This window comes from Exiguobacterium sp. CH10, assembly GCF_018617635.1.
In the GTDB taxonomy this organism is placed as follows: Bacteria; Bacillota; Bacilli; order Exiguobacteriales; family Exiguobacteriaceae; genus Exiguobacterium; species Exiguobacterium aestuarii_A.
In genome coordinates, this window is record NZ_JACSKO010000004.1 from 63,526 (window position 1) to 86,519 (window position 22,994).

Annotated in this window: 24 protein-coding genes and 1 pseudogene; 5 read left to right on the plus strand and 20 right to left on the minus strand. The window is 47.1% G+C overall.

Annotated elements, in window-relative coordinates; translation table 11 throughout:
- Positions 1-23 precede the first annotated feature (23 nt).
- From KNP04_RS12540 to KNP04_RS12565, 6 genes are all read right to left on the minus strand, one after another.
- On the minus strand, positions 24-563 hold the full coding sequence (locus tag KNP04_RS12540) for a GNAT family N-acetyltransferase (RefSeq protein WP_214822174.1): 540 nt from the start codon (positions 561-563) through the stop codon (positions 24-26).
- A complete protein-coding gene (locus KNP04_RS12545; protein WP_015880838.1) occupies positions 560-1,195 on the minus strand; it encodes a response regulator in 636 nt (211 codons plus the stop codon). The genes KNP04_RS12540 and KNP04_RS12545 overlap by 4 nt, the downstream gene beginning before the upstream one ends.
- A 2-nt stretch (positions 1,196-1,197) precedes the next feature.
- On the minus strand, positions 1,198-2,220 hold the full coding sequence (locus KNP04_RS12550) for a sensor histidine kinase (RefSeq protein WP_074033063.1): 1,023 nt from the start codon (positions 2,218-2,220) through the stop codon (positions 1,198-1,200).
- Positions 2,217-2,906 carry a cell wall-active antibiotics response protein LiaF gene (liaF, locus tag KNP04_RS12555; RefSeq protein ID WP_015880836.1) on the minus strand — a complete coding sequence of 230 codons (690 nt, stop codon included), beginning with the start codon at positions 2,904-2,906 and terminating at the stop codon, positions 2,217-2,219. Before liaF ends, KNP04_RS12550 begins: the two co-directional genes overlap by 4 nt.
- Positions 2,907-2,984: 78 nt before the next feature.
- A complete protein-coding gene (locus KNP04_RS12560; protein ID WP_214747228.1) occupies positions 2,985-3,629 on the minus strand; it encodes a PspA/IM30 family protein in 645 nt (214 codons plus the stop codon).
- Between the two features lie 22 nt (positions 3,630-3,651).
- Positions 3,652-4,041, minus strand: coding sequence for a lmo0954 family membrane protein (locus KNP04_RS12565; protein ID WP_214747230.1), 390 nt, complete (start codon positions 4,039-4,041; stop codon positions 3,652-3,654).
- 244 nt (positions 4,042-4,285) lie between these two features.
- Here KNP04_RS12565 and rsgA point away from each other — a divergent pair, with 244 nt between their 5' ends.
- Positions 4,286-5,251 carry a ribosome small subunit-dependent GTPase A gene (gene rsgA, locus KNP04_RS12570; protein ID WP_214876493.1) on the plus strand — a complete coding sequence of 322 codons (966 nt, stop codon included), beginning with the start codon at positions 4,286-4,288 and terminating at the stop codon, positions 5,249-5,251.
- Positions 5,252-5,395: 144 nt separating this feature from the next.
- A pseudogene (locus tag KNP04_RS12575) lies at positions 5,396-6,628 on the plus strand (Nramp family divalent metal transporter); the annotation flags it as partial.
- Positions 6,629-6,695: 67 nt separating this feature from the next.
- Here KNP04_RS12575 and pflA read toward each other — a convergent pair.
- Together pflA and pflB are read right to left on the minus strand one after the other, a co-directional pair.
- The gene (gene pflA / locus KNP04_RS12580) at positions 6,696-7,412 is read right to left on the minus strand and encodes a pyruvate formate-lyase-activating protein (protein ID WP_214761178.1); all 717 of its coding nucleotides are present in this window, start codon (positions 7,410-7,412) and stop codon (positions 6,696-6,698) included.
- A 56-nt stretch (positions 7,413-7,468) separates the two neighbouring features.
- Complete coding sequence (gene pflB, locus KNP04_RS12585; protein ID WP_214822170.1) at positions 7,469-9,715, minus strand: formate C-acetyltransferase; 2,247 nt, start codon at positions 9,713-9,715, stop codon at positions 7,469-7,471.
- Positions 9,716-10,076: 361 nt separating this feature from the next.
- Between pflB and KNP04_RS12590 the strand changes: the two genes are divergently transcribed.
- From KNP04_RS12590 to KNP04_RS12600, 3 genes are read left to right on the plus strand one after another with little or no spacing between them, the layout of a single operon-like run.
- Positions 10,077-10,499, plus strand: a complete 423-nt coding sequence (locus KNP04_RS12590; protein ID WP_214696410.1) for a hypothetical protein — start codon at positions 10,077-10,079, stop codon at positions 10,497-10,499.
- A 53-nt stretch (positions 10,500-10,552) separates the two neighbouring features.
- Complete coding sequence (locus tag KNP04_RS12595; RefSeq protein WP_214696412.1) at positions 10,553-11,719, plus strand: DEAD/DEAH box helicase; 1,167 nt, start codon at positions 10,553-10,555, stop codon at positions 11,717-11,719.
- Positions 11,716-12,360, plus strand: a complete 645-nt coding sequence (locus KNP04_RS12600; RefSeq protein WP_214876495.1) for a hypothetical protein — start codon at positions 11,716-11,718, stop codon at positions 12,358-12,360. Before KNP04_RS12595 ends, KNP04_RS12600 begins: the two co-directional genes overlap by 4 nt.
- A gap of 22 nt (positions 12,361-12,382) precedes the next feature.
- Here KNP04_RS12600 and KNP04_RS12605 read toward each other — a convergent pair whose 3' ends face one another.
- The 12 genes from KNP04_RS12605 to deoD all read right to left on the minus strand — a co-directional run bounded on the left by KNP04_RS12605 (position 12,383) and on the right by deoD (position 22,993).
- Positions 12,383-13,489: a hypothetical protein gene (locus tag KNP04_RS12605; RefSeq protein ID WP_214822167.1), complete on the minus strand. Its 1,107-nt coding sequence runs from the start codon at positions 13,487-13,489 to the stop codon at positions 12,383-12,385.
- A gap of 9 nt (positions 13,490-13,498) precedes the next feature.
- Positions 13,499-14,305, minus strand: a complete 807-nt coding sequence (locus KNP04_RS12610) for a hypothetical protein (RefSeq protein WP_214876497.1) — start codon at positions 14,303-14,305, stop codon at positions 13,499-13,501.
- Positions 14,302-14,982 (minus strand): ABC transporter ATP-binding protein, encoded by a 681-nt coding sequence (locus KNP04_RS12615; RefSeq protein WP_211781660.1) that lies wholly within the window; start codon positions 14,980-14,982, stop codon positions 14,302-14,304. The genes KNP04_RS12610 and KNP04_RS12615 overlap by 4 nt, the downstream gene beginning before the upstream one ends.
- Positions 14,960-15,352 (minus strand): GntR family transcriptional regulator, encoded by a 393-nt coding sequence (locus KNP04_RS12620; RefSeq protein ID WP_214822164.1) that lies wholly within the window; start codon positions 15,350-15,352, stop codon positions 14,960-14,962. The genes KNP04_RS12615 and KNP04_RS12620 overlap by 23 nt, the downstream gene beginning before the upstream one ends.
- Before the next feature lie 140 nt (positions 15,353-15,492).
- Positions 15,493-16,083, minus strand: coding sequence for a kinase (locus tag KNP04_RS12625; protein WP_214876499.1), 591 nt, complete (start codon positions 16,081-16,083; stop codon positions 15,493-15,495).
- A 51-nt stretch (positions 16,084-16,134) separates the two neighbouring features.
- The gene (locus KNP04_RS12630) at positions 16,135-17,820 is read right to left on the minus strand and encodes a b(o/a)3-type cytochrome-c oxidase subunit 1 (protein WP_214876501.1); all 1,686 of its coding nucleotides are present in this window, start codon (positions 17,818-17,820) and stop codon (positions 16,135-16,137) included.
- Positions 17,821-18,291 (minus strand): cytochrome c oxidase subunit II, encoded by a 471-nt coding sequence (locus tag KNP04_RS12635; RefSeq protein WP_074033048.1) that lies wholly within the window; start codon positions 18,289-18,291, stop codon positions 17,821-17,823. It lies immediately after the preceding gene.
- Positions 18,292-18,315: 24 nt separating this feature from the next.
- On the minus strand, positions 18,316-18,435 hold the full coding sequence (locus tag KNP04_RS12640; RefSeq protein WP_224863290.1) for a cytochrome c oxidase subunit 2A: 120 nt from the start codon (positions 18,433-18,435) through the stop codon (positions 18,316-18,318).
- A 178-nt stretch (positions 18,436-18,613) separates the two neighbouring features.
- Positions 18,614-19,324, minus strand: coding sequence for a Crp/Fnr family transcriptional regulator (locus KNP04_RS12645; RefSeq protein ID WP_214876503.1), 711 nt, complete (start codon positions 19,322-19,324; stop codon positions 18,614-18,616).
- Between the two features lie 153 nt (positions 19,325-19,477).
- Entirely contained in the window at positions 19,478-20,863 is a 1,386-nt protein-coding gene (locus tag KNP04_RS12650) for an aldehyde dehydrogenase (protein ID WP_214785708.1), read from the minus strand.
- Positions 20,864-21,012: 149 nt separating this feature from the next.
- Complete coding sequence (locus KNP04_RS12655; protein ID WP_214876510.1) at positions 21,013-22,158, minus strand: MFS transporter; 1,146 nt, start codon at positions 22,156-22,158, stop codon at positions 21,013-21,015.
- 121 nt (positions 22,159-22,279) lie between these two features.
- Entirely contained in the window at positions 22,280-22,993 is a 714-nt protein-coding gene (gene deoD / locus KNP04_RS12660) for a purine-nucleoside phosphorylase (RefSeq protein ID WP_074033044.1), read from the minus strand.
- Position 22,994 lies beyond the last annotated feature (1 nt).

The window sequence follows — 22,994 nt, forward strand, 5'->3', positions numbered from 1 at the left end:
ACACCGCCCGTTAGGCGATGTGCTTAGATTGACTGATGTGTCATATAGCTATAGACATAGACGTCATGGGCTTGTCCCCGCTGACGCATGTAATTATGTAGTCGACCTTCTTGAACGAACCCATTCTTCTCAAGCATGCGTTGCGACGCGAGATTGTCGATATAGACAATGGCACCGACACGTTCAATCTCACATGTCTCGGCAAACTGTAGGGCCGCATGGAGGGCTTCGGTCGCATAACCCGAACGCCAATATTCTGGTCTGAGTTCATAACCGATTTCGGCGCGACGGTGTGACGGCGCCCGATTGTGAAAACCGATTGTTCCAATTAACGCTTTTGATTCTAGATGTTCAATCGCAAAACGGATGATTGCCCCCGTCTCAATTTGGGTGAGCATATGGGTAAGCATCTGCTCCGTCTCTTCAAGCGTTTGATGCGGCTCCATCCCATAATGCTGGAGCACGCGTTCATTTGAAAATATGGCGAATACGTGTGGAATATCCTCCATTTGAAGGGGGCGCAGTCGAAGACGTTCCGTATCAATCACCGGGAGCCGATTCATCCTTTACTCACCAGATTATGTTGAAACGCATACACGACCGCTTGTGTTCGGTCATAGACGTCAAGTTTCGTCAAGATGTTCGAGACGTGCGTCTTTACCGTCTTCAGTGAAATAAACAATTCGTCCGCAATGACTTGATTCGACTTCCCTTCTGCCATGAGTTGCAAAATTTCTCGTTCCCGTGCAGTCAAGCTCTCATGGAGGGTCATCTCCGGGTGGCGTAGACGTTCGAGCATCTTTCCTGTCACTTGGGCAGCCATGACGGGGTTGCCGGCAGCCGTCTGACGAATCGCGTCCGCAATTTCATTGGCGTTTGCCGTCTTGAGCACATAGCTCATCGCGCCGGCTTCAATGACCGGGTATACTTTCTCGTCATCCAAGAAACTCGTCACGACTAGAATCTTAGCCTCTTTCCAGCTGGCTTTGATTCGTTTCGTCGATTCAACCCCATCCACAGGTTCCATGACTAAGTCCATGAGGACGACGTCCGGTTTTTCCGCAATCGCAAGCTCCGCTCCCGTCGCACCGTCCGATGCCTCACCGACGACTTCAATGTCCGGTTGTGTCGATAAAAAGGCAGACACGCCCGCTCGGACCATTTCATGATCATCAATTAATACAACTCGAATCATCATTACCCCTCCACTTGTTGTTTCACACGTACTTCGATTTGTGTTCCGACATTCGGCACACTGACCAATCGCAACGTTCCACCGACTTCCGCCGTGCGCTCTCTTATCGATTGTAATCCATATGAGGCGACTTGTGTATCGTCCACGTTAAATCCGATTCCGTCATCGTTGATCTTTAAAATAACCGTCTGTTGCACGGTTCGCATCTCAATTTCTAGGCGAGTCGCCTTCGCATGCCGCAACGTGTTACTGATCGCCTCTTGGACGATGCGGAACAGTTCGTTTTCGGTGTGCCGTGATAGCTTCACTTCTTCTAGACGCCAGACGAGTTCAGTCGACTGTTTACGCGACAGTTCTTCTAATAGGCGTTCGATCCCGGTTTTTAACGTCATGCCCTCTAATTCCACCGGTCGCAGTTGTAGGAGTAACGAGCGCATCTCTGCCTGTGCCGTTTGGGCCATGAGCTCCACTTGCTCCATTTGTTTACTCGCTAATTCCGGTTTCGTTTGCATCGTCTGTTTGACCGCAGTCGTCATCATCGAAATGGCGTAAAGCTGTTGACTCACGGAGTCGTGCAGTTCGCGAGCGACGCGACGTCTTTCTTCGACGACCGCTTCACTACGCGCCTCTTCGACACTGACCGGTCGTTCGCCAACTCGTTTCGCCATTTCAATCATCTCTTGACGTTGTTTTGAGACGCGAACGATTCGTTCGAGCGTGTCTCGGTAAGGCGACAACGGTCGGAACGTGATCTCTTTTTGGTTCTCTAGTTTCCAAAGGGCGTTCGCGACCTCTCGAAAGTCTCGACGTAAGTAAAAGTATGATGCGACTCCAAAGATACTGCCAATCAAAACGGCAATCACCAAAATGGACACACCGAAAGGCAACCCTTCTTCACGCGAAAATAAGTCGCTAAGTGAAGTCGAGTCACCTATGAGAAACGCCACTGTAATCAAGAAAGCCGTCAAGAGGCTACTGAACAATTGATGCCAGACGACCGTTCGTGGATAAGAATCCTTTTTCATACCGTCATCACCTCAACACTTCCGCTCATGAGCACGATATGAATCCGAACTTTCCGCGTAGCCTGGACATAATCATCAGACGCCGTATAGAAGCGACGGTTAAAAACCGGTGAATAGTTCGAATCATCAACTTGGACTTTCCCAAATCCAATCGACGCATCAATCGAATAATCGTAACCCGCTGGAATGAGGATACGGATGTCTCCCGCAAGTCCATTTAGGAGTAAAAACGTCTCCCCTTCAGGAATGATGGCTTGTGATAGATCCATCTCAACATCACGTAGCAAAAAGAACTCATTCGTATCCCGTAACACATAGTGTCCCGATTCTTTCATACCGAACGAGAAGGCTTGTTCCTGACGAAGAGGCGTCCGAATTTTTGATTCGACCGGTCGATTCTTATAGAGTCGGTACCCGAATAGCAATAACAGACCCGAGAGCACAAACCCAAACGCGGCTGATGAGAAGATCAAGCCAATCAAGAGAATGCCCCCGATTGCGTAAAAGATATAGCTGGCCGACTGTTTACCTCTACGACTGAAGCGTCTTCCAATATAAAGAAGAAGCAATGGGAGGATCATGCTGAATAAGACGCTATTCCCACCCGTCACGATGTCGATAAAGAGTCCAACTGAAAATAAGATAATCATGAATCCAATGATTTGACGTGTGTTCCAACGTTCCATGTCCATTCCCCCTTTCTGTTCATATGTATGAAGCAAAGAAAGCGATGACCTGATTCAGGTCACCGCCGAACCGTCACCTCACTCTTGTTTAAAGCGACGTTCCAGTTCTTTTAGTTTTGCTTCAAAATCGTCTTCATCTTCTTGCGTATCTTTCTTCTCTTCAGCAGGTTGTTCTTTCTTCTCTTCCTCAGTAAACGGATGAGACTGCGACGTGTTTTGACCGAAGATTTGGTCGAGTGCCCCTTTTAGAAGATCTAAGTTTTCACGCATCGCAAACTCATATCGTTTGTTTTGCATCTCATCGAGCTTGAGTTTCATCTCGAGTGCACGACGCTCTAGCGCATCCAATTCACGCTCTCCTTCATCGATCAACCCTTCGAAGTAACGATACTGTTCTCCGTAGTGTTTTGACTCAAGAGCTGCACGTTCTGCCAACTTCTCTTCACCAGCCTGTTTCGCCAGTTCTGTCTGTTCATATCGTTTATCTGCCATCTTTTTGGCATCATCACGTTTTTCAGCAAGCTCTGCAAGCAGTGTCCGTTGACGTTCGACGAGACGCTCAACCGATAACGCTTCCTTCTCCGCTCCACGGATATGACGGTTCAATTCCGCTTCTCCACTCGAACGTGGCATCTCTTTATCTTGATACTTCTTCACTTCTTTCGAAATCTCTTTCGTCAATTCATTCGCTAGTTCACGAAACTGATCAAACGGTGTCTTCATGGTGAATCCTCCTTATGGAATCTTAACGACGATTAACAAATTTTTGCCACACTTGATCGAACTGTTGGAAGCTGCTACGGCTAGCACGCGTTCCGTCGGCATTTAAAATCTCGACTTCCGGGTCACGTTTCTCACCTTTATACATCATATACCCTTTAAACAACAACCACGCGACAATGATTCCGACGAGTGCCCATATGTTTGAGAGCATCGTCCCAATCCCGATGACGGCAAGGATCCCGAAACCAACTTTAGCACCGATGTGTGTCACAGCCTGAAAACGGACTCCAGCCCAAAGCGTCAAGAGCGCTCCTAATCCGAATAAAATCATATTCGGTAAAGCACCGATCAACACGAGCACTAGAGCGATCGCGGCTACGATGAACAGCACCTTCTTCACTTGGTGATTCATCTGTTATCCCTCCTTGTTAAGTACACTCTTATCATAATACGTTATTTTGTATAGGTCGACGAGCGGAAGGCTTGTTTCGCCTCGGTCTTTAGACTGAGATGTTACCGTTTCCAAAAACTGTGGTACACTGATGCTATCGAACAATGAAAGGATGATGTTTTATGAGCAACATGATGCATGCACGTCACCAAATGTCAGCGAATCGGAGGGCTGTCGTCCTCCATCATTAAAAGGAGGATTCTTTTTGAATCAACAAACTGAAACGGGACGTGTCACGGCACAGTTCCAACATCTTTATACGGTATCCGTCGGAGAGAACGCATATATGTGCGGGGTTTCCGGTAAGTTCCGACATGAGGCGACGAGCGAACGGGAATACCCGGTCATCGGCGATTATGTCACGATTCAAGTTCGCGAGCATGGTCAAGGTACGATTCACCATCTCCTTGAGCGTCGGACCGTTCTCTCACGAGCGGCCGCCGGCAACGAGACGCGTGAACAACTGATCTGCGCGAACGTCGACTACGTCTTGATCACGATGGCATGCGGACACGACTTCAACATCCGCCGCCTTGAGCGCTATACGCTAGCTGCGTGGGACACCGGGGCCACCCCCATCATCGTCCTGACGAAAACGGACCAAGTCGAATCGGTCGACACACTGCTCGAAGACATTGAGCTAAACGCACCTGGAATTCAAGTATTTCCTGTCAGTGCAGTGACGGGAGAAGGGGTTACTGAACTTCGTCAGGCGTTACCGAGTGAAAGTACGATTGCCTTCGTCGGTTCGTCTGGAGTCGGAAAATCTACACTGACGAACGCCCTAGCTCACGAGACACTTGCCATCACGCAAGCTGTCCGGACGCAGGACGAGCGCGGGAAACATACGACGACACACCGCGAATTGTTCCGAATCGATGATTTATACGTCATCGACACACCAGGGATGCGCGAGTTCGGACTATGGGAAGGAAGCGAGCATCTCGATGAGACGTTCCGTGATATCGAAGCGCTTGCCGAGACATGCCGCTTCCGCGACTGCTCACATCAGAAAGAACCGGGCTGCGCCGTCCAAGAGGCGCTAACGAACAGTACGTTAGATGCGAAACGCTATGCGAGTTACGTCAAACTTGAGCGGGAACTTCTCTATATGGAGAAGAAACAGGCAGAACAAGCACGGGTATTAGAAAAGAAAAAACGGCGGATATAAGTTCGTTGGACTGTGAGCGAAGCTGCTCGCAGTCCTTTTTATTGTAATTTGACAGGTTCTCTAGGCAGGCGTAAACTTGCCATATACTTAAAAAGTTTACCTAAGTAAACAAATTAACCATTAGGCAAGAAAGAAGGATCTGTCATGTTGAATGAAGTCGAATTAATTCGAATACATCGCTCGATGACTCAAAAACTAAAAACACTTCTCCCTTTTTTAGGTCCAGCTTTTGTCGCTTCGGTCGCATACATCGACCCTGGAAACTATGCAACTAATATTGCAGCAGGCTCTCAATTTGGTTATTTACTCTTATGGGTCATTTTAATCGCAAACTTGATGGCCGGATTAATCCAAACGCTGTCTGCTAAAATCGGAATCGCGACTGGGAAAAACTTACCTGAAATTTGTCGTGACCGCTTCTCTAAGAAGACCGCAGTCTTTTTATGGATTCAAGCCGAATTAATGATTATGGCCACTGATTTGGCAGAATTTGTTGGTGCCGCACTCGGGATCTACCTCGTGTTTGATATAACGCTCATTCAAGCAGCACTACTTGCCGCGGCCGGTTCTTTTGCCATCTTAGAAGTACAAAGACGTGGCTATCGACCACTTGAAACGCTTGTGACTGGGATGCTACTCGTCGTTGCTCTTGCGTTTGCCATTCAAACGTTTAGCTCTCAGCCCGAAGTGAAACCCCTTTTGTCAGGTCTCCTCATACCTCGTTTTGACGGGACAGAGAGTATTTTATTAGCTGCCGGAATATTAGGTGCAACTGTCATGCCGCACGCTATTTATTTGCACTCTGCTTTGACACAACGGCGAATCAAGGGAAAAGATGCGGTAGCACGAAAACGCATCATGAAATTTGAACGAATTGATGTGACAATCGCAATGGTCCTCGCTGGCGCAATCAATGCCAGTATGTTGATTATCGCAGCTGCCGTCTTTTATAAGAATGGGATGTTCGTAAACGATTTAGAAATCGCTCACCAGCAGTTTGACTCTTTTTTAGGATCGCCAATTGCCATGTTATTTGGCATCGGCTTAATGGTTGCCGGATTATCAAGTGCATCTGTCGGAACATTGGCCGGGGATGTCGTCATGCAAGGGTACATTCAAAAGCATATTCCGATTTATATACGTCGTGTGATTACGATGGCCCCTCCACTCTTACTCATTCTTTCCGGTGTCAACTTGTCAAACGCTCTCGTTTGGAGTCAAGTCGTTCTCTCTTTCGGTATATCATTCGCCCTCATCCCTCTGCTTCTCTTTACGAGTAATAAAGAGTTAATGGGCGGGCTTGTGAATCATCGCTTTACGACATGGATTGGATGGGGCATCACAGCGATTGTCATCTCATTAAATTTATTTTTGATTGTCCAAACCTTTATCTAATCTCTAAATATAAAAAACAAGCGCAGGCCGAGCGGCCTGCGCTTATCTTTTATACAGTTCCCTGCAAGATTCCTTCCGCCCATTCGACTTCATCAGACGTCGGGGGTTTCGTACCTTTGAGTGGATAATCGAGTCCGAGCGCCTCCCATTTGTAGACGCCCATCTCATGATAAGGCAGGATCTCGACTTTCTCGACATGGTCTAATTTTTGAATGAACGCGGCGGTGCGACGAAGCGCCCCTTCTTCAAGCGTCCATCCAGGGACGAGGACGTGGCGAATCCACATTTTCGTTCCGCGCTCGGAAAGGTGTTCGGCAAGCGCGAGCGTGTTGGCATTGCTACGTCCCGTCAATTTTTTACACATGTCGTCGTCGATATGCTTGATATCGAGCAAGACAAGGTCGGTATGATCTAAAATCGCATCCAAGTTAGGAGGACGGAGAGCACCGGACGTATCGAGTGTCGTATGGAGCCCATACTTTTTCGCTTCACGCAGTAATGCCTCTAAAAATTCAGGTTGCGCGAGTGGGTCACCACCTGAGATGGTGATGCCGCCGTTCGATGCCTCCATGAACGGTCTGTAACTGAGCGCCTCTTGAATGACGTCTTCAGCCGAGCGGTGATTATTCTTTTTGAAATCCCACGTGTCCGCGTTATGGCAATAGAGGCAACGTAACGCACAACCTTGTAAAAAGACGATGAAGCGAATACCAGGGCCGTCAACTGTTCCGAATGATTCGACCGAATGTACATATCCCATTGTCATCGAAATGACCTCCTAACGAATGAGCGGCCCTCCGTGGAAGGCCGCTTAGCCTTTACTTACAACGAACCGTGGAACGTACGGTTGATGACATCAATCTGTTGCTCACGTGTCAACTTGATGAAGTTGACCGCATATCCAGATACGCGGATTGTGAGTTGTGGATACTCTTCCGGATGTTCCATTGCGTCGAGAAGCGTCTCGCGGTTGAAGACGTTGACGTTCAAGTGATGTCCTTTGTGCTCTCCACTCATATACCCATCGAGAAGTGCCGCCAAATTGAGTTCGCGTGCGATTTCTTCTTTTCCAAGTGCTTTCGGTACGATTGAGAACGTATATGAGATCCCGTCTTGTGCGTGTTCAAATGGAAGTTTCGCAACAGATGAGAGCGATGCAGCCGCACCTTTCGTATCCCGTCCATGCATCGGGTTGGCACCTGGAGCGAATGGTTCACCAGCACGGCGACCGTCTGGCGTATTCCCTGTTTTCTTCCCGTACACGACGTTTGATGTGATGGTAAGGACCGATTGCGTATGAAGCGCGTCACGGTATGTTTTATGTTTCCGTACTTTTTCCATGAACGATTCGACGAGTTCGACGGCGATTGCGTCGACACGGTCGTCATTGTTACCGAATTTCGGGAAATCGCCTTCTGTTTCGAAATCAACGATGATTCCTTCTTCATTACGGACCGGTTTGACGCTTGCGTATTTGATTGCTGAAAGACTATCTGCCGTTACAGAGAGACCGGCAATCCCACAAGCCATCGTCCGTAAGATTTCTGGATCGTGAAGTGCCATTTCGATACGTTCGTACGCATATTTGTCATGCATGAAGTGAATGACGTTGAGCGTATTCACGTATAGTTCTGCCAACCAGTCGAGTGTACGGTCAAAGTCGGCATATACTTTTTCGTACGTGAGCACATCTTCTGCATTCATCTCCCAAGCAGGAGCGATTTGAGCACCGCTCTTCTCGTCACGTCCGCCATTCATGCTATAAAGAAGGGCTTTTGCCATGTTTGCACGCGCACCGAAGAATTGCATCTGTTTTCCGATCTTCATCGGTGACACACAACATGCGATACCATAGTCGTCACCGAATTGTGGCATCATCAAGTCATCGTTCTCATATTGAATCGCCGATGTTTCAATCGACATTTTCGCACAGTATTGTTTGAAGCCTTCTGGTAGCTTCGTCGACCAGAGAACGGTCAAGTTCGGCTCTGGAGCAGGACCGAGGTTCGTGAGTGAATGTAAGAATCGGAACGAGCTCTTCGTGACGTTCGAGCGACCATCTTCACTCATCCCACCGATTGACTCCGTTACCCAAGTCGGGTCACCTGAGAACAATTCGTTATAGTCTGGTGTCCGTAAGAATTTGACGATCCGAAGCTTCATGATGAAGTGATCTACGATTTCCTGAACGTCCGATTCTGTTAAACGACCAGCTTCAAGGTCACGTTCAGCGTACACATCAAGGAATGTCGAGACGCGTCCGAGTGACATCGCGGCACCGTTTTGCTCTTTGATTGCAGCAAGGTATGCCAAGTACACCCATTGATACGCTTCTTGCGTGTTTTCAGCAGGGCGACCGAGGTCAAATCCATAAGCTGCCCCAAGTTGTTTAAGTTCTTGAAGCGCACGCAGTTGTTCCGATAGTTCTTCCCGGTCACGGATGTCTGATTCAGATAAGAATCCACCCCGTTTCGCCAAGTCTTTTTTGCGTTCTGCCATCAAGAAATCAATTCCGTAGAGCGCGACGCGGCGATAGTCACCGATAATGCGTCCACGACCGTACGCATCCGGAAGACCTGTGATGATCCCTGATTTACGAGCGGCCCGCATTTCAGGCGTGTAGGCATCGAAGACACCTTGGTTATGTGTTTTACGAATCTCTGAGTAAATTTTTGTGATTTCTTCATCTGGCTCGAAACCATATGATTCTAGTGCGGCATCCACCATGCGAATCCCGCCATTCGGGTGAATCGAACGTTTGAACGGCTCATCCGTCTGAACGCCAACGACTTTCTCTAATTCTTTGTTTAAGTAACCTGGTCCATGCGACACGATTGTCGATGGTGTGTGTTGATCGACGTCCCAAACGCCTCCGCGTTCACGCTCTTCTTTTGTCAGTTCCATCACACGGTTCCAAAGAACGTTTGTCGCTTCTGTCGGACCTGCTAAAAACGTATCGTTCCCTGTGTATTCATGACGGTTCAAACGGATAAACTCACTGACATTGACTTCATTCGTCCACTGACCAGGGACAAAACCTGACCATGCGGATTTGATTTCGGTTGCCATGTTGATTCACTCCTCATTCTCGAAAGTAACTGCGTGTTATCTATACTGTGAGTGTACGTGAAAACGTGAACAATATGTTTTACAGTCTTGTGAAACTTGTAACAATCTTATGAACGTGATGACATAGCCGTTTTTGAAAGCGTTTTACAAACTGTTATATTCGATTAATTATATAGTTTGAAACAGCTGAATCCCATTTCATTAGGGTCGAACTATGATCTGTACTAATTTGATTGTTCTGTGACGAACTATACAGTTTTTGGGGTGATAAATCTCACATCACTCGGTTAGAACTTGAATTTTTGTGTCGTATCAGACACAATGAAGGCAGAACATTGTATAAGAGGAAGGGGTTCTACTCATGACGTACGAACCATTAACACCAAGCCACGCCTTTCAAGTCGGCGATCGCATCTCACTAAAGGTCGACGAAGCCGGTGAAAAGCGTGATGGATTTATCACAGAATTTGAAGATGGAGGGTTTTGGATTCGCTTTGACGATGACATCGAGAACGAAGATTTTATCGATTATCGCGACCAATTACTCGCCGGACTTTTGTCGCGTCCAATCCATGTCATCACGACACATCCGGAACTGAAACCGTTCGAGAAAATGACGTCCGAGTTACAGTATCGCGTTTATCAAGGATTCACGATTGAGAAAGTTGAATTGACAGCAGAAGGCGCGGATGCCCACATCCAACTCATCGAAGACGGTCAAACGTATACACAGACGTTACGTTCTTCAATGGAAGATGGCCAGGAGCATGTTCGCTATATTTGACGAGGGAGCGCTTTCGCTTCCTTTGTTTTTGCCTAAAGATAAGGAGACCTATTATGAATTTTACAAAACCTTTTATTAACGAGACGTGGGAACGGATGGGCTTTAACGAGCCGATGCCGGTCCAAAAAGAAGCGTTCCCCCTACTATTAGATGGAAAAGACGTGACAATCGAGGCACCGACCGGAACGGGTAAAACACTCGCTTACCTGCTCCCAGCGATTGAAAAAATCGATCCATCGAACGACCGAATCCAAGTTGTCGTTGTCGCTCCAACTCGTGAACTTGTTATGCAGATCCAACAGGTCGCGCAACGTTTCACCGAAAAAGGCGATGTTCGCATCGGCTCGTTCATTGGCGGTGTCGAATTGAAACGTCAAATCGATCGAATCAAGAAAAAGCCGCATTTAATCGTCGGGACACCGGGACGTCTCGTCGAATTGATTGACAAGAAAAAGCTGAAGCTCCATGAGACACATACCGTCATTCTCGATGAAGCCGACCAAATCATCGATAGCGGTTTGACAGAAGCGGCAGAACGCATCATCAAGCATACTGCGCATGAGCGTCAACTTGCACTCGTCTCAGCAACACTCACCGATTCACTCAAAGAGTGGTCGGCACCGTTCATGAACGAGCCGGCACATATCAAAATCGAACGTGCTGTCAGCGATCAAGTGACATACGGTTACTTGTTGACGACGCGTCGCTACAAACCAGAACTGTTACGCCGTCTTTCACACGTCGATGGCGTGAAAGCACTTGCGTTCATCAATAACCGCTCGTTCTTGCCACCACTTCGTGGGGAGCTTGAAAAGTTGAAAGTGGACTACCGCATGCTCGACAGCTTGAAAGGAAAGCGCGAACGCGTCGAGACACTCCGTGAATTCCGTAAAGGCGAATACCCGCTCCTCATCACGACAGGTCTCGCGGCACGCGGGCTCGATATCGAAGATGTGACGCACGTCGTCCATTTCGATTTACCGGAATCCATCGATGACTTCATCCACCGCTCAGGCCGCACGGCTCGCGGTAACGCAGGCGGGACCGTCCTTTCTCTCGTGACGACGGACGATTTACCACACTTAAAATCATTCGCGCGTCAACTCGGTGTCGAATTGAAAGAACTCGAAATTTATCGTGGTGATGTGATTGAGAAACGGATTGAGGAGAAGCCCCCTGTCGTCAAACGCCCTGCAAACAAGCGAGGACCGCGCCGATGAAAAAAGACCGGAAAGTAATTCCCTTCCCTTTGCTCGTCGAAGAGTCCGAATTGCTTGCCGAACTGAAAAAGTTATATGAGCAAGCCGCTCTTGCGCGAAGCACACAATGGACGAATTATATTCAAGAGATCGCATCGGAAGGAACATGGCACTTAAAAGATGCCGAACTCTTCCGCGACCTCTTCATTGATTGGGCCGTCTTCTTCGAAACGGACGAAGACGGCATGACGCCCCACGGTCGCTATTTGACTGACCATAAGGGCGACATGTCACCCGCTCTCTATCACGCACTCCGTGGACTAGCCGTCCCGCGTTGCAGCATCTTTGAAGTGACGGAAAACGGTCAGTTAAAAGACTGGGAGTCAAAAGAGACATACGCTGTTCAGTTACCCGAAGAACGTGAGACCGGCGACCTCGTCCTCGGAAAGTTACTCGACATCCGAGGCAGCTGGCGCTTCGGTTCGGCGTTTCTCGCCTTACCTGCGAAGATGTCTGGAAACGTGTCTGATCTTTATATCGACTTTACGGATGAAGTCGGACCCGGTGCCTTTTTGGAGCAGTTCCCGGAGTTCTGCGCGGAACTGATTGACTTATTGCTTGATTTAGAAGAAGGCGTCATCATACCGAAACCATCAAAATAAGCAAAGGGCCGCGGCCCTTTGCTTATTTTTGTCTGACGTACACGTCAATCTGTTTGAGCATGTCACGCGCTTCCTCATTTTCAGGCGTGATTGCCGCACTTGAAATCTGTTTCCCGTCCTCGTATACATCGATGACGACACCATCTTTCGCTTGGCGCGTTTGGTACAGACGACCGTTTGAATAGAAGGCGTGATCAACTGAGTCGAGAACGCTTCGGGTCATTTTCTTCCCAGTGTTCAAGTCCATGATGATTTCTTCGCCGTTTTCATTTATCGCTAACAGGTTTTGGCCCGACGTTGTATAATCCCAAAAGCCTTGGTCTTCTGCCAATTGAACGACTTTCTCCGTTTTCGTGTCATAAGCGAATTGACCTGGCAATCTGTCTTCAACATTGAACTTATCTTCTCCTTCTTCGATAACATCGTAGAAGCTAACACCGACAGGGATATAACGTGTTTCTGTCATCTGAGAGGATACATCGGTAGCGTAAAAACGATTCGTATTGATGACATGGGTGATAAATCCTTTGTCCATGTTCAATTCTTTGACGCTTACTTCATTCATCTCTTCATTAAACGTAGCAATCATTGTTTTTACGTCTTCGTCATATCCATCTCGATAGATTAAGTTTAACTGACCATCATTCAGGAATACGCCTGCCCACACCCCGTTCACGATGTCGTATATTTTTGAATCACTGGCATCGAACGCGAATCTCGATATTTCTTTTCCTTCTAATTGCTGAAACACGATGAGTTCTTTCATCCCATCCTGCCCGACCCCGATATATCCATCTTTCGTTTTAATCGACTGCGCATACGTCCATCCATTCATGAGCCTATGGATTGAACGTACATCTCCATTCAAGCGTTCCTGATAACGAAACCCTTCAGATATATAATTCAAATTTGAAGTGAGGCGACTCTCGTCAGCCGTCACTTCAAACCGTTGATCAACAGCATCATCAGAACTATAAGTCATCTCAACAATTTGATTTTCCCAAACAGCTGGATTCGAACTGATGTCTAACGACCATTCTGCTTTCGGTTCTGTCGCATCAACAGCAAACGTCCCAAGCCCAATCACAATCACCGCACCGAGCGCGGCCACATTCCACATTCGTTTCATCTTCTCACCTCACACATTCAATTTCGTCTGTAAAAATCTTCGACCTAGCCAAATCGTCACACTTGTCCAAACGACCAATACCACACCGACGTAAACAATCGTCTCATCATAAATCAGTCGATTCGACAGGAACGCGTATCCTAAAATCGGAATGGTTAAGATGACAACTAGAATCGATAAACTAAGTACAGGCGACCACATCGTACGTTGCCAGAAACTGCGTTCAATCAATACAAATGTAAAAATAAACAGCACAACGATGATGATCAACAATTGATGGATGACAAAATTTACAAGTGAAGAAGGATACATGGCCGTTAACATCCCATGATAGAAAATCGCTTGCTCGAATGAACCTCTCATCGGAATCATCTTTTCATCGAACCAACTCGTGAACGCTATGTACTGTAACTTGAGAGCAATCCATTCGATGGCAAACAGTCCCAACGTCATCATTAAGATTGTAGCGAGTTTGGCGAAAAACAAGGTCATCCGTTTTTGTGGCATTGTGAGTAGTCGCAACATGAACGTCCCTCGTCCTTGGAAATCGCGATACCAAATCCAGGCACTGCATAGTAACATCGCTGCGACCGCAATTCCGAGTGACAAGAGATACGGTGTACTGCCGAGATAATCCAAGAACGTATATTGATAGTCCGCGTTCCCTTCACGTCGTAACCGTTCAAATAGATTCGTCTCATCCCATAAAAAGTAACCGAGATACCCAAACTGAACGACGATAAGACCAGTGACTAATATCAAAAACGGTTTCGTGACACGCTCGACTTCCCAACTCAATAGTTTCAATAGATTCATGCCCCGTACTCCTCTCTCATCACATCAACGATGGATTTCCCATGAATGAAACGGACATCTTCGACATCAAACTCTCGGACGATGCGTCCGTTATTCAACATGACGGCCTTGTCAATCAAGTACTCGATATCTTCAATCTCGTGTGTCGTAATGAGCACGCCACGATTCTCCATGATTTCACTCGAAAACAGTTCGACAATCTGTTCTTTTGAGAAGACATCGATTCCTGAGAACGGTTCATCAAGCAATAAATAATCCGGATCTTGGGCAATCCCGAGTGCGAGGTTCGCTTTCGCGAGCGTCCCTTTCGATAACTCGCTCAATTTATCTTCCGGAAACAATTTAAAGTCTTCGACGAGACGGGCAAATAATGCCGGATCAAATGTCGGATAGAAATCTTTCATAAACGCCTCACACTGTTCAATCGTGAAATGAATCGGGAACATCGCATGATCGGCGACGAAAGCGACACGATTCAAATCAATCGGTTTCCCATCGATCAATACCGAACCTTTATCGAAAGGTGTCAATCCCATGATACCTTTCAATAACGTTGATTTACCTGTCCCGTTCAGTCCGATAAGACACGTGATTTCTCCTTTATTCGCTGTGAACGAGACGTCTTCAATGACTTGTTTCCGGCGATAGCGTTTTTTAACTCCCAACACTTCGATCATCGTACATCCCCTCCTTGTACTGTCGTTTAATCTTCTCGACCAGCTCGTCTACCGAGACATCAAGTTCTTGAATCGATTCTACAAATACGGCGACCGCGTCATCTACGATTTCAGAGCGGATCTGTGCCAATACCGTCCCGTCTGTCGTCACGCGACTCGGTCGATTTCGTTCGGTCGTAATCAATTGTTGGTCCTCCATTTCCTTGAACGCTTTTTGAACCGTGTTCGGATTAATTTTTAAATCGTTCGCAAGCTCACGCCGGGATGGCATCTCATCCCCGGCTTTCAGTTCACCGAGCGCCATCTTTTTCTTGAAGTAGTCGACGACTTGTAGGTAAACCGGTGCCCTCGTATTGAATTGCATGTTCATCACCTTTCTAAGTGTATGACATGGTTAATACACTTTCTAACTGTATTATTAGCGTAATACACTTTGACGTCAATCATTTTTTCAAATTTTCGCCAAATAAAAAAACACCTGACGCATGCGTCAGGTATTGAAACGTTCAGTCAGAGCACGATATCTGCTCCTCTTTTTGGGTCGACGAGTTGGAGATAAAGATCTTCCCCTGGCCAATAACGCCTCTTGTATTTCTCAAGCCGTGCTATCAGATCACCAATGTATGTATCACGACTCAATGCCCGCTCGTACCGAACCTCGCGGGGACAATCGAGATAAATCACATAATCGTAATAAGATCTCCATTCCGGTCGTTGTAGAAAAATTCCTTCGACGACAATGGTATGAGCAGATGACACATCGACCACTTCTTCAACGATGACATCTCGTTCATGATCATATCGCGGTAATACTAACTCCGTAACCCCTTCTGTTAAGGGGCGGAACAGTTCGTTCTCAAGACGCAACACGTCCCATTGGAGTGCGTAATATTCGGTCGGTTCAGGCTGTCCGGTCTCATAGCGTTTGTCACGTTCCACAATATAGTCATCAATGTGAAGAACAAGTATAGTCGGCTCTTCGCTCAAATGCGAGACGAGCGTCGTCTTGCCCGCTCCGCTCAATCCATCAATCGCTACGACAAACGGTCGATTGGCTGAATGCATCGAACGCGCTGCATGGATGACGTCTAATACGTTCATATCGTTCCTCCCTACGCAAAAAAGTCAGCTCACGTATGAGCTGACTTTAGTTTACCAGAGTACCCAACCACGCGCTCCTGGAGGCGCACTCTCAATCAAGTGCCAAATTGGAACCGTGTATGCAAATGCGATCAAGACGAACGTTACAGTAATCCACAATTTCCAGTTTTCGAAATAGCGTGGTGTATCCATCGCCGCCTCTTCCGTCTCAGCGAGCGGGAATTCCTCTTCTCCTTTTGGAGCGAGGAATGACAAGTTGAACATCGAGTAGACGAAGATCAGAACGGAGATGAACAAAATTGTTCCCCCGATCGCCATCATGACGTGGTACGGGATCCATTCACGCGTCAACGCATCCGAGAAGTAAGTTGCCGGACCCGTACGACGTGGGTTACCATTCAATCCTGAAATGTGCATCGCATACGACATGATGGCCATACCGACCGCCCACGTTCCTGCTTGAATCAATCCAAGTTTGTTCATCGCTTTCGTCAACGTGCGACCACGAAGTACCGGTACGAGCCAGTATGCCGTTCCGAAGAATGTCAAGGCTACAGCCGTCCCGACGGTGATATGGAAGTGACCCGTGACCCAAAGCGTATTGTGAACCATCGCATTCAATTGGTGAGATGCGTTGATGATTCCACCCGCACCGGCAGGAATGAAGAATAGCATCCCGATGAATGGTGCGAGGAAACGAACATCACCATACGGCATTTTCTTCACCCAACCGAACAATCCTTTCGCGCCTAGCGCACGTCCACGAAGTTCGAACGTCGCAAAGAGTGAGAATGCTGTCATGAACGATGGGATGACGACCAAGAACGTCAAGATGACTTGAACGAACTTCCAAAACGGTTCAATTCCTGGTTCTGTCAACTGGTGGTGGAAGCCGACCGGGAATGAGAAGAGTAAGAACAACAAGAACGCCATACGTGCCAACGCATCCGAGAAGATCTTCCCACCGATGACTTTCGGCACGACCGTATACCATACAATGTATGCCGGCATGAGCCAGAAATAAACGAGTGGGTGACCGAAGTACCAGAACAAGGTACGTGATAATTCGATTCCGACTGTATCTGTCCATCCAAGTGAAAGCGGAAGGAGTTGGAATAAAATCGTTGCCGCGACTCCGAGTGTCGCAATGTCCCATAGAAGCATCGTCATAATACTCATGTAAGCCGGGAGTGGCGGATGAACGCCTGGGTTGTCGCGTTTGTAGTCCGCATACATACGGAACATCGCGAATGACGACAACCACGTCCCGACTACGAATAGGACGAGTCCGACATAGAAGAGCGGATCTGCCATGAGCGGTGCATAGAACGTATACAATACTGTCCCTTTGTTAGCCAAGATCATGACCGTTACCATGACGGCACCGATAATCATCGTCCAAAAACCGAGCCAAGCGACACGTGTCGGGAATGATTCAAAACGACCGAACGACTTCGCAAGCAACGCATATAAGAGACCGATGATGAACATCGTCGTGAAGACGATCCCGAGCATGATACCATGAGCCGTTAGCAATTGATAATATCCAAAGATTTCAGGGATGACTCCGGTCCGAATCAACGTCTGTGTCAAACCGGCCAACGCACCAATCAAGACGGCGAGAATTGATACGAGAACGTGACCGTACGCAAGACGCGCCTCTTTCGCTCCAATACTCGGAACAGGAACCCCTCGTTCCATCTCCCATTGTTTCAGTTTAGATGATACGTCGTTCATTTACTCCACCACCTTGATTTTAGTCGACATCATGTGATGCCCTGTCCCACAATATTCGTTACAAAGGATCAAAAACTCGCCAGCTTCCTCGAACGTGTACGTCAATGAGTTGATATGTCCAGGGACGACCATCATGTTGACCGGTGTACCTGTCAACTGGAATCCGTGTACGACGTCAGGTGACGTCACAAGGAATGTTACTTTTGCGCCTTTTGGAATTTCAACATTCCCTGGTGTGAACGTAAAAGCTTGTGCAATCATGACGAGTTCGTATTCATTCTCACCAATTTGATGAAGTCCTGGTTTGTCGAATGGAGCCGTCTGATTTACTTTGGCCGGGTCAATCAAATCCGCATCCGATGCTGGCTGATTCCCTGCCGCAAATGCCGATACCCCGAGAACAGTCAAGAAGACCGCGAGTAGGATAATACCAAATGTAAGCCAATATTTTTCTAGTTTATGAATATGCACGATGAGACCCTCCTCCCTACATGTTTATCGAGTGACGAATAAGTAAAAGACTGATGACCACATGGCGATGATGACACCTGCAACGATCATGACCGATGTAAACGTTCCTTTTAGGTTCGGTTCTTGCCCATCTTTATGTTCCACGTGTAAGACCCCTTTCGGTTGTTTTTCCACTTTCATTGTATGCAATCGTCTAGGGGATAATATGTGATATTTATCACTCCAAAAGTGACAATCACATCAAATTTGCGTAGTTTCAACACACAAAATTCACATTTCCATAAAAATAGGTCACAAAAAAACCGCCTTCACATGAGGCGGTTCATAAACGACATATTCCTGCAGGACAACCTTCGCAGTGACAAAGCTCTTTTAAAAAATCAACATCATGGATGACGATCGATTTGGTCGTCGTGCTGATGACTCCTTCTTTTCGCCATTGACTGATTAATCGATTCACCGTCTCGCGTGGTGCTCCAATCAACTGCCCGAGTTCTCCATCTGACGGATGACGAGGAATGACGATTGTCCCCTCTTCCTCCACCCCATGCATGGCTGCCATACGGAGTAGTGTCGAAGCCAAAGCGCCTGGTTTTCCATACAATAATAAGTCCCGTACTTTCATTTCTGAATGCTTTCGCATCATCGATGTCCATCGTAAAATTTCTCCGGCAAAGCGGATGTCTCGTTGCATGAGCGATTCCAATTCACGTTTTGAAATGGTTCCAATCGTACTCTCTTCAGTCGTCTCGATACTGTATGAGCTAGGGAACGTTTCCACGATGTCAAACTCGCCAAAGAAGTCATCCGCCCCATACATGAACATGACGAGTGGATTTCCCTTTTTCGTGATTTTTGTGAATTTGACAGAACCACTCTTCAAGTAAAAGAACTTATCACACTTCTCACCTTCCCAACATACGATACTCGCTTTCGGATGATGTTGAATCGTCATCATTTCCAGTAGCAATTGTTTCGTTTCATCTGAGAATACAAAACTGTTCGGTTGGGTCGTTCCACATTGCATTGACATAGGTCGGTGCTCCCTCCACGTTTCATTCGTACGTTCCAATTATGACTTTATTATACAGGAGTGTGACAGGGAGTATCAAAAAAGTATGTGACATTTCAAACAATCTTTTTCAAAAAAAGAGAGACCCGGCATTTGTACCGAGTCTCTATAGCTTTATCGTTGAATCAATCGAATCAATTGTTCAGCCGGTTTGAAGTTCGGATACCGAACTGGTAAATCAAATTTTGTCGTGTTTTTCAAAATAGACTTCGCGTGACTAAACGTCTCAAAGCTCGTACGTCCGTGATAGGCCCCCATACCGCTCTCGCCCACTCCACCAAACGGTAAATTCGGGTTCGTCAAATGCATGATGACATCGTTCACACACCCTCCTCCAAAGGAGAGGTGTTTCATGATCGTTCTTTCCACATCTTTCGATTCCGTAAAGAGATAGAGCGCAAGTGGATGCGGTCGGTCAGAGATGAACTCAATCACTTCATCTAGCTGACGATACGGAATGACCGGTAAAATCGGGCCAAAAATCTCATCTTTCATCACATCGGCATCTTCTTCGAGATTCGTCATGACGGTTGGCGCGATTTTTAGCTCATCCCGGTTCGTTTCCCCACCAAAAGCAAGTTCACCTTCTGTCAAATAGTGAGACAAACGGTCGAAATGCGATTCGTTGACGATACGAGTGTATCGTTTCGTACCGACACCGTTCCCGAACATCGCAAACGCCTCTTGTTTGATTGCCTCTAAAAAGGCTTCTTGCTGCGATTCATGCACGAGCACATAGTCTGGCGCGACACACGTTTGTCCGGCGTTCATCCATTTCCCCCACGCGACACGTTTTGCCGCAATGGAGACATTCGCATCTCCGTGAACGATTACAGGTGACTTCCCTCCGAGTTCGAGTGTGACGGGTGTTAAATGTTCTGCTGCCGCCTTATTCACGATGCGACCGACTTGCGTCGAACCCGTAAAGAAAATGTAGTCCCATTTTTGATTCAAGAGCTCTTGGGCTGTGTCTTTATCCCCCTCGACACTGGCTATATATCGATCGGTGAAAGCACGTTCTAGCACTTGTGTCAGGACACGCGCGACATTCGGTGTCAGTTCTGAAGGTTTGACGACCGCTGTGTTTCCTGCGGCAATGGCACCAATGAGTGGCGCGACCGCTAGTTGGAACGGATAATTCCACGGAGCGATGATCAATACCGTACCGTATGGCTCATATTGAATTTCACTCTTCATTCCAAGATGGATGGCAGTTCCACGCACACGCTTCGGACGCATCCATCGTTTCAATTCGCGTGTCGTCCGAGAAATCTCGTCATAAATGAATCCGATTTCTGTCGTATACGCATCCATCTCCGATTTGTTCAAGTCCTCTTTAAGCGCTTCTAGCAAGTCCGCTTCATAATGCTTGATCGATTCCTTTAAAAACGTCAGCATACTTAAACGGAATGCCATTGATTTCGTCGCCTGTGTTTTAAAGAAACGACGTTGTTTCTGGACAAGCTCGTCAATCGTCAATTGTTCAATCGGTGCCAGCATGAACTTTCCTCCTTATGATTCATCACATTGATTTCATTTTATCATCGAGTGAAAAACGAATCTAAAATAACACTTTCATCGGTGTAAGTTAACTAAACGTTTAAATGTTTAAACATTTAATCATAGAGTAATACATTACTTCTATCGTGTCAAAGTATCCGTCTTCTCTTTACCACACTGACAAGAAAGAGAAGGCTCGCCCCCCATAAAATCAAACCAGTCAGCGTAAACTGCTCTACGACTGAAAGTGGCAGAGCGCTTAAAAAAGAAGATCCCGCTACCGTCCCAAGAGAGAAGAAGGCATAGAACGCCCCGTATGCTTTCCCTCGATTTTGAGGAGAAGTAGATTGAATCAACAGTGTGTTGATGGCCGGGAAAAGAATCGCAAACCCGACACCATATAAGGCAAGTACCCCATAAAGGCTAGTTTGTATACCCGCCTGTCCAATTAACATCTGGCACGTCCCAATAATCGCCACCCCAAGTGCCGTCAATTTGGTCGGTGAAAATCGATCGAACAATCGGTTCGTCGGTAATAAAAAGAATAAGACGGCGACCACGCCGAAGATACTGAGCAACGTCCCGCTCAATCGTGAATCATAGCCAAGCTCCTGCACATGGACCGGTAATAAAAACGCAAGTGCCCCCTGGGAAAACATGAGGAAGAATGCCCCCCAGTAGGCTCGAATCACTTTCGGGTCTGGTTTTATCGGTGCTGTATGGGTATCTTTCTTCGAATCCGCCGTTTGACTCCGTCGCATCGTTACGATTGTCACGAACAGAATCACCCAGCCGAATAAAGAAACAAATAAAAAGACGGTCGGTGGTGATGTGATACTAGCGACAATTCCACTGAACGCAGGACCGATGATGGCCGCTAATCCGACGAAACTACCGGTGATGGCGACTTTCTTCCCTTGACGATTCATTGCGGTGATGTTCGCAGACAATGTAAACGCAGCCGGGACAATCAGTCCAGCCATAAAGCCGTGGACACATCGGACAAGCAGTAATATGGATGGCGAGTCGACGAATTGGTAAGCGAGTAAACTTAAGCTCGTCAGGAACAAACCGAGAACCAACACGCGATATGGACCATTCTTATCAGTCCATATACCGGACAGCACATTTCCAAACGTGTTCGTCAACGAATAAATCGCGATAGAAAAACCAGCGATAAATGAAGATGCCCCAACGGATAACGCAAACGTGCTCATGATTGGAAGTTGGGCGAACAAATCAAAAAAAGCAAAAAATACAATTGCATATAATATAAAACGTGATGGAGTTTTCATTAGACACTTCCTCTTTCTCGGTATCTTATCCTTAGTCTAGCTGGAGCTCCAATCGTTTCATAGGGATGAATGGGTTTGGACACAAAAAATCCCTACAGCCAAAAACTGTAGGGAAAACTGTTTAGTTTGTCACTTCAACCGCTGTATCAAGAGCGACACGAATCATTTCATCAAACGTCGTCTGACGCTCTTCTGAAGTCGTTTCTTCACCTGTCAACAAGTGGTCAGAGATTGTGAGGATTGTCAACGCGTTTACTTTATGTTTCGCCGCAAGCGTGTAAAGACCCGCTGCTTCCATCTCGATTGCGAGGCAACCGAAGTCTGCCCACTTCTTGAAGTGGTGGAAGTCATCTTGATAGAATTGGTCTGCTGTGAAGATTTGTCCCACTTTCACCGGGATGCCAGCTTTCTCAGCATTCATATATGCACGATGTAGGAGGTCGAACGTCGCTGTTGGTGCATAGTCCATTCCGTTGAAGCGGACACGGTTTTGCCCCATCTCACTTGATGCGCTCATGGCGATGACGACATCACGCACTTTGACGTCTTCTTGAATTCCGCCGGCAGTTCCGACACGGATCAAGTTTTTTGCACCGTACGACATGATGAGTTCATTCACGTAAATCGACATAGAAGGCACACCCATGCCCGTTCCTTGGACCGAGATGCGTTTTCCTTTGTACGTACCTGTGAAGCCGTACATCCCACGAACTTCATTATATAATTCAACGTCTTCTAAAAACGTCTCCGCGATATACTTGGCGCGAAGCGGATCCCCTGGAAGTAATACCGTTTCTGCAATTTGTCCTTCTTGAGCTCCAATGTGTACACTCATG